This window comes from Pollutimonas bauzanensis (genome assembly GCF_040393045.1).
Classification (GTDB): Bacteria; Pseudomonadota; Gammaproteobacteria; order Burkholderiales; family Burkholderiaceae_B; genus Pollutimonas; species Pollutimonas bauzanensis_A.
The window spans coordinates 1-7465 of the sequence record NZ_JBEBUX010000173.1 but is presented as its reverse complement, the minus strand read 5'-3'; the positions used below and the strand labels follow the sequence as shown (position 1 = coordinate 7465).

Sequence of the window (7465 nt, the reverse complement as noted above, 5' to 3'; positions counted from 1 at the left end):
TCGAATTGCTTTTGTTCGAATTGCCATTACCGCCTTTGTCTGAGCGACCCGCATTCTGGCTCTGCCCTTTGCCTTCAGGCGGTGCTGCTTGAACGCCGAAGACCAGTGCGCTACCCGCAATAAGTGAAGCAATCAAAGCAGTACGTCGTTTCATTACACAATCCCTTACCTTTGTTGGACGCAAAGAGCATAAAGCTTCTTCGATCAAAAACATAGAAATCTTACGCCGATTTGAAACAAGCACGATTTCTTTTCTATATAAATCAAAACACTACAAAAGAAAACAGTATTACTCAGAATTGCTCGTTTTACGATACTCTTTATGCATGAACTATACAGACTCGGTATCAACCTGCCCTGCCTGCCTGGCGCTGTCACGCCAGCCCTGCGAAGTGAAGCCTCACACCTCCATGATCCTCCTGCGGCTTATCCCGCCGGAAACATACTGTGGAAACATCGAGCGCCAGTACTGTTGCGTTAATTGCGGGACGGTGTGGCTAAGGCACACGGATAGATCTGGTGTGGATAAGGTGTTTCAAATGCTGCCGTAAGCCTGACTATCTTAGCAGTTGCCTTTCTTAGCCTGTCCTGGAGGACAGAACCCGCCGCGATCGCCTCCATGCGGATCAACAACAACCGATCCAGATGGCGTATACACCGCACATCCAGATAGGACGACAACCGTAAAGGCAAGCAGGGCAACTAATTTCATGTATATCTCAAAAAGTGGAACCGGCTGCGATTCTAATCACTTTTATCTGGCCGCGCCTTACAAGAAGTAACGCGCAAGGGACGGCCTGACTTATCCCCAATTTCTGTTAGCAACCCTGGGGATAACCCGCCCCCTATTCATAAAACCGTAATGAATACGCGGACCCAAGGTTCCCTGGTCAAGAATTGCCATGATCAGCAAGGCGAGCTAGTAACCACCCCCACCGCCATTGCCCGTCATTGGGGTTTGGCTCTGCTGTCCGGCATCGCTTCCGGAAGATCCTTGCGGATACATCCCACAGCTCGATAACATCGAAAATATCACAGCAATCAATAGCAGCTTCATCACGGCTCCTTCAGTTGACCTGTACTTTTGATTCTAGTGCGATGTCGTCTTTCAGTAACATGCAAACAGTAACGAAGGGATTCGTGCACCAAAGAGCGCTGCCTTGAGCCGCCTATATATCGGGCTGAATCAATTGAGCAGCCTCACCGTCCACATTCCCGCCTACATTCACAAGTTCGTTTTGAGCATCGCAGCCAGGACAAACGAAATAAAAATTGTCGCCATCGATTTCAGGTTTCACTGATCCAGGCAGAATGCTCAGCCCGCAATTTCTGCATGTCCACATAACGCTCTCCTAGGTGATAAGAGAAATCATAGCGCCATCATGTGCAGAGGAAAACATAGGGTAACGACATCAGGATTTCTACGCTATGCCTTCAGGTATATCACGCACTCTGCGCAAAATTCCTTTGCTATCTAGTTTGTAAACGGCAAGAACACCCTTCACGTTGCGCAGGACCGCGTATACAACGCCATCAATTGTCACCTCATCACTGCCTTTCCCTGGCTGATCTGGCCCACCTGCTTTTAAGTACGCAGTAATTGCGCGCTCGACCAAGCTTTTCCCGCTCATATTGACCTCTTTGTTGTGTTGTAGCGTGGCGATGTGCCCGCTCGTACCTGACTAATCAGGCTCGTTGCAGAGCTCATTATCCCGCATGTGCAAGATACCGTTCTGCGCCAGGTTCCATACTCAAAAAAAAACCGCCTCACGGGCGGTCCGCAATCATTCAGCTCGAACTATTTGTTGTCAACTAACGCACTGTCAGAAATGTATGCGGTCTGGATTTCTGCGTTCGGTGTAAACCACGTACATTCGACGCGGCTATGGGTAAGCCCCGTTTGCGTAACAGTCATACGCGGCCCGCCACTCTTTAACACAACAACATCGCCAACCTGAAACTTAGTCATATGTACCTCTTTATGTAATAAGGGGATCAGTATGCCAGAAGGCTGCCCTGATGCCGATTAGCCCCGAACACGCAGGGCTCATCTTTGATGGGTCGATAGAACAAATGTGTGCCGCATGCGCTGATTTAATTCAGCACACCATAAAGTCTGTAGATCCACAGCGTTTTATACAGAAGAGCCGCGCTGACAAACGCGCCTTGGTAAATCTTGCTTGGCGTGAATATCGCTATCATCGCTAACAAGATAAAGATGATTTGCTGTATGGGATATTCGATCCCGAGAGCGTGAAAGTGGTCAAATCCTTTGATCGCCGTGTCGGCCAGATCAACGGTTGCCAGCACGGTAAACATTGCATAGAAGGTTTTGCGCCGCGACTGGAAGTAATCTTCATAACCTTCATACTCGGCCATGCTCGACGGAAATAGCATGGACGCCACGAAAGCAAACAAACAAGCAAAAGAAATAAGGAAAAAATAAAGACCGAAAGACCAAACCCTGACCTTCGTCAGTCCAAACTCGTACCACCAAAAATGCGTGATCGTCAAAAAGAGGTAGAGCACCCAACCAAGATGCACCAAGTAAATTCTCTTGCGTTTAGGGTGTTGTAAAAACTCGGACATCCCCATGACAAGACGCGACACACTGATACCCAGCACCATGCCAATAATGATACGAACATGCGAAAAATGCTCGTAATTGCCTACGTTCGAATCCATTATTTAGTCCCTCTTGTTTTGAATACGCCCCGTCCGAGAAATGTAGCATCTGGATCTCTCGCCACCCATAAGATATGAGATATTCCACGGTAATGCAGAATGTGACATAGAATAGAAGGACTATCATTTCCGAGCGTTACTCTATGACCCAGACAGTTGCATCATGGCTCTGCGAGCCCTGTCACAATATTGGCAATGATCCTCATGAAAATATGAAGCATCAAGGCACCAGGCCTACAGAAGCGGCGGATGGGGCAGTAGACCGTCAATACCGCTGTATTACATGTAATACCGTATGGATTAGCAGGGAAGACAAATGGGGGCTTACTTGCGGATTCAAGCTGGTGCCTACATCCAGTGATATCTAGCGGCAAACGGATTAGTGCTCGAGCCGGTGCGCGAACCCGGCTCCATGCTGCCTGTACTACATGCCAATCGACTTTTTTATCAGCGTGTTCTGCGCAGCAATAAGCTGATCGAGTTCTTCTTTTGAATCTGAGCCCAGCTCCAAAAGCATCATTAAACTGTCTTTTTTCATTGCCTTGGCTACGCCGGCAATCGCCCTATACTTGGCAATTTCCTGCATTTCGCTAACGCTGGCCCCTTGGGCTTCCGCATCCTGATCCGTTATCGCATCGGCCTCTTGCAATAGGTGAGGATGGCGCTCAAAAAATCGCTGCTTGCCGCGCGCTACTACTGCTTTGATCCTGCTGGATTCATCCATCATTGTTGCTCCTTGTATGCAGCGCCCAATCTTACCCTAGCCGCGCACCGAACTCACCCCTACTGTTTTAGGATAGGATGGCCCGGTTTGTGTTAAAACTACTGTATATTTAAACAGTACAACTAACACGAGGCGCTCATGCCTGATTCCAACATTGTTTTGCCAGAGCGCATCCATCCATCCCTCTGGCGGGCCTCACGGCTTTCCCTCCCGCAAGGCCGGTGCGCCGATACAGGTTTTGCGCCACTCTCCGCAGAACTGCCGGGCGGCGGCTGGCCGCTAGGCAATTTAATTGAATTCCTGGCGCAGCAACCCGGCATTGGCGAAATGCAATTATTACGCCCCGCCCTCAGCCGCCTTGGCAGGCGGCCTACGATGCTGGTGCAGCCGCCCTACCTACCTCAAACAGCAGCGTGGGCTGGCTGGGGCTGCCCGCCTTCCTGTCTTGTGTGGGCGCATGCCGAACGCGCGGCCGATGCGCTATGGACGGCAGAGCAGGTTTTGCGTAGCGGCACGTTCGGTGCGCTTCTGCTTTGGCAAGATCGTGCGCGCAATCAAACCTTGCGGCGGTTGCAGCTGGCTGCCCAGGAAAGCGACACGCTTTTTATATTGATGCGCCCCATGGCAGCCGCTGAACAATCCTCGCCATCGCCGCTACGTCTGGTGCTGCAACCGACTCGGCGGGGGCTAAGCATTTCCATCCTGAAACGCCGAGGTGCCACGCATGCGGGGCCGATAAGCCTGCATCTTTATCCCGACACCCGATTTTCCGAGTTTGATCATGCGATTATGGATAGGCGTGCACTTGTCGCACGCAAGCCTGGACACCCACTCCCCGAACTGGCGCACTGAACCCCTTGTTGTGCTGGACCGCGATCAGGTCAAGGCGGTTTCCCCGTCTGCTGCGATGGCAGGGGTGCGCCCAGGCATGCGCCGTGGCGGCGTAAGTACGTTGTGTCCCACAGCTACGTTGGTGCCATACAACCAACACGCCGAAAAGCGCGCGCTTGATGAAGTATCTCTGGCCCTGCTTCAATACACGCCCGAAGTCGCACTATCGGAAGACAACACACTGCTATTGGATGTCTCGGCAAGCCTAAGCCTGTTTGGCGGCATACGAAAGCTCTTTCGACGCGTACGCTCGACTTTGGAAGGGCTTGGTTTCGAAGCACAAATTTCGATCGCACCTACCGCTGGCGGTGCCTGGCTGTTTGCTGCCAGGCCGGTCCGGCGGCGGCGCGTCCTGCAGCGAGACATGTTGGCCAAGCGACTGGACGCCTTGCCTTGTGCCTACTTGCCTGCGACAAGACCATATCGAGACTGGCTCGACGGAATCGGTTGCGCAACGCTGGCATCCTTACGCAGGCTACCACGGGCGGGGCTGCAGCGACGCACGAACAAGTCCATTATCCAGGCTCTGGATGCGGCATACGGCCAAGCTCCTGAAATCTTCGACTGGATTGTGGCGCCGCCGGAATTTACCGGACGCATCGAACTCATGGAACGCATCGAGCACGCTGAGGCCATCCTTTTTGTCGCCCGGCGCCTGATCGAGCAACTGTGCGGCTGGCTGGCAGCCCGCCGACGCGCCGTCACGCGGATCGTATTCGAACTGGGCCACGAGCGCGGCCGTCACGCAAGACCACCCACTCAATTAGAGTTGGCATTGGGCTCACCTACTTGGGAATCCGAGCATCTGTTGCGGCTTCTTGTCGAGCGTCTGCACAATCTGGAACTACCTGCCCCGGTCATTACCGTGGACTTGCACGCGGCCGATACCGAAACCATGGCGCCGGCGCCTAAGGATCTGTTTCCAGATCCTGGCGGCAGCCCTGCGGATCTCCAACAACTGATTGAGGTACTTGTAGCGCGCCTGGGGCGAGAAAATCTCCTGCACCCCAGCCCTATTGCCGACCATCGCCCTGAAGTCGCTAACCGTTGGGTACCCGTGGATGAACAGCCGGGGTCCGCCGGCTGCGTTGACGCCGCAGAGCGCCCGTTCTGGCTGCTGACTAACCCGGTTTCGCTGCCCGTCAAGCAACATCGCCCTTTTTATGGTTCGCCGCTGCGTCTTATACGGGGCCCCGAGCGCATTGAAGATGGCTGGTGGGCAGGCCTGGCTGTGCGTGATTATTATGTAGCTCAAGCCGAGAACGGCACTCGCTATTGGCTGTATCAAGAGCGTGGCAGCGAAACCGGCTGGTTCTTGCATGGCCTGTTCGCATGAAATAAATCATGTATACCCCTTCGGCCTTACCTCCTTACAGTGAATTGCATTGCTTGACGAACTACACGTTTTTGCGTGGCGCCTCGCATCCGGAAGAAATGGTGGCGCGTGCGGCAGAACTGGGCTATGGCGCGATTGCCATTACCGATGAATGCTCGGTGGCTGGCGTTGTACGTGCCCACGTCGAGGCCAAGAAACAGAATCTGCCGCTTTTGATCGGGTCAAGCTTTACCTTGCGCGTGGCTGACGAACCCGCCGTATCGCTGGTCGTGCTGGCCCAGACACGTCGCGGCTACGGAAATCTGTGCGAACTCATCACGCTGGGACGACGCCAGGCCCCAAAAGGCGAATACCGGCTTTCGCCGACTGACATCGATAATCCCGGCGATCCCAGCCTTGCCCATTTGCGCGGCTTGCCGGAATGTGTGGTGTTGCTGGTTCCCGAATATGGCGCCCCCTTCGAACGCTTGCTGGCCCAGGCCGAATGGGCGGTCGCCACCTTCCCGGGTCGTTGCTGGATGTCGCTCACGCTGTTGCATCGCTCCCAGGACACTCGCCATAAGGCCGCCGTACTGGCTGCGGCTCGCCACGCAGGTATGCGTGTCGTAGCAACTGGCCAGGTTGAAATGCACTTGCGGTCACGCAAACCCCTGCATGACACGCTGATGGCCATACGCCTAAAAAAATCCGTACAGGAATGCGGGTACGAACGCGCCCCCAACGCCGAACACCACCTGCGAGCACGGCTACGCCTGGCCAATCTTTACCCTCGGGAAACGCTAGAGGAAACGCTGGAAGTGGCAAGCCAATGCCCTTTCAACCTGGACGAATTGAAGTATGAATATCCCGACGAAATTTGCCCGGAAGGCCTGACACCCAAAACCTACCTGCGCCAGGAAACCTACATAGGCGCACATCGGCGTTTCCCCAAAGGTATCCCGCACAGCGTCCAGGAACAGATCGAGCACGAACTCGACCTTATTGCCGATCTGAAATACGAGCCGTATTTTTTAACGGTCTACGATATCGTCAAATTTGCGCGAAGCCGCCAAATACTCTGTCAGGGGCGCGGCTCGGCGGCCAATAGCGCGGTCTGCTATTGCCTGGGCATTACAGAAGTGGATCCGGCCCGCGGCAATAACCTGTTTGAACGGTTCATCAGCAAAGAACGCAATGAACCACCCGACATTGATGTGGACTTTGAACACCAGCGGCGCGAAGAAGTCATTCAGTATATCTACAAGAAGTATGGGCAAGATCGCGCCGCACTGACAGCCGTAGTGATCACCTACCGGGTTAAAAGCACCATCCGCGATACGGGTAAAGCGCTGGGCATCGATCCGATGATCGTTGATGCCGTGGCCAAGTCCTATCACTACTGGGACGGACGCAGCAATCTTGCCGCGCGCATGGCCGAATGCGGGCTGGATCCCGATTCTGCCACCGCCAAACAATGGGTCAGCTTGGCCGAGCGCCTTATGGGTTTCCCCCGGCACATGTCTCAACACCCTGGGGGGTTTGTCATATCGCGAGGCCCCCTGTGCCGCCTGGTGCCCATAGAGAACGCGGCCATGGCTGATCGCAGCGTCGTGCAATGGGATAAGGACGACATTGATGCCGTAGGCCTGCTAAAGATCGATATTCTGGCATTAGGCATGCTCAGCGTCATTCGCCGGGCGCTTGAAGGCGTATCGGAAATACGCGGAGAACTGTTCGAGATGCAGAGCATTCCAGCTGAAGATAGCAAAACCTACGACATGATTTGCGCCGCTGACACCATAGGCACCTTTCAAATCGAGTCGCGCGCCCAAATGAGCATGCTGCCCCGT

7 protein-coding genes are annotated in these 7465 nt (G+C 54.0%); 3 read left to right on the top strand and 4 right to left on the bottom strand.

Annotation, left to right across the window (positions count from 1 at the left end; genetic code table 11):
- Positions 1-1421: 1421 nt before the first annotated feature.
- The 4 genes from ABWO67_RS18350 to ABWO67_RS18335 form a co-directional block, all read right to left on the bottom strand.
- The gene (locus ABWO67_RS18350) at positions 1422-1631 is read right to left on the bottom strand and encodes a hypothetical protein (protein WP_353154461.1); all 210 of its coding nucleotides are present in this window, start codon (positions 1629-1631) and stop codon (positions 1422-1424) included.
- A 167-nt stretch (positions 1632-1798) separates the two neighbouring features.
- Entirely contained in the window at positions 1799-1969 is a 171-nt protein-coding gene (locus ABWO67_RS18345) for a YodC family protein (protein ID WP_353154459.1), read from the bottom strand.
- Between the two features lie 125 nt (positions 1970-2094).
- On the bottom strand, positions 2095-2685 hold the full coding sequence (locus tag ABWO67_RS18340) for a hypothetical protein (protein WP_353154457.1): 591 nt from the start codon (positions 2683-2685) through the stop codon (positions 2095-2097).
- Positions 2686-3109: 424 nt separating this feature from the next.
- Complete coding sequence (locus ABWO67_RS18335; RefSeq protein WP_353154454.1) at positions 3110-3412, bottom strand: DUF6388 family protein; 303 nt, start codon at positions 3410-3412, stop codon at positions 3110-3112.
- 135 nt (positions 3413-3547) lie between these two features.
- On the opposite strand from ABWO67_RS18335, the gene imuA reads away from it, so the two are divergent.
- The 3 genes from imuA to ABWO67_RS18320 all read left to right on the top strand — a co-directional run.
- Positions 3548-4261, top strand: a complete 714-nt coding sequence (gene imuA / locus ABWO67_RS18330; protein WP_353154452.1) for a translesion DNA synthesis-associated protein ImuA — start codon at positions 3548-3550, stop codon at positions 4259-4261.
- The gene (locus ABWO67_RS18325) at positions 4191-5636 is read left to right on the top strand and encodes a Y-family DNA polymerase (RefSeq protein WP_353154449.1); all 1446 of its coding nucleotides are present in this window, start codon (positions 4191-4193) and stop codon (positions 5634-5636) included. The genes imuA and ABWO67_RS18325 overlap by 71 nt, the downstream gene beginning before the upstream one ends.
- A gap of 8 nt (positions 5637-5644) precedes the next feature.
- Positions 5645-7465 (top strand): PHP domain-containing protein (locus ABWO67_RS18320; RefSeq protein WP_353154446.1); only part of this gene is annotated, 1821 nt, incomplete at its 3' end.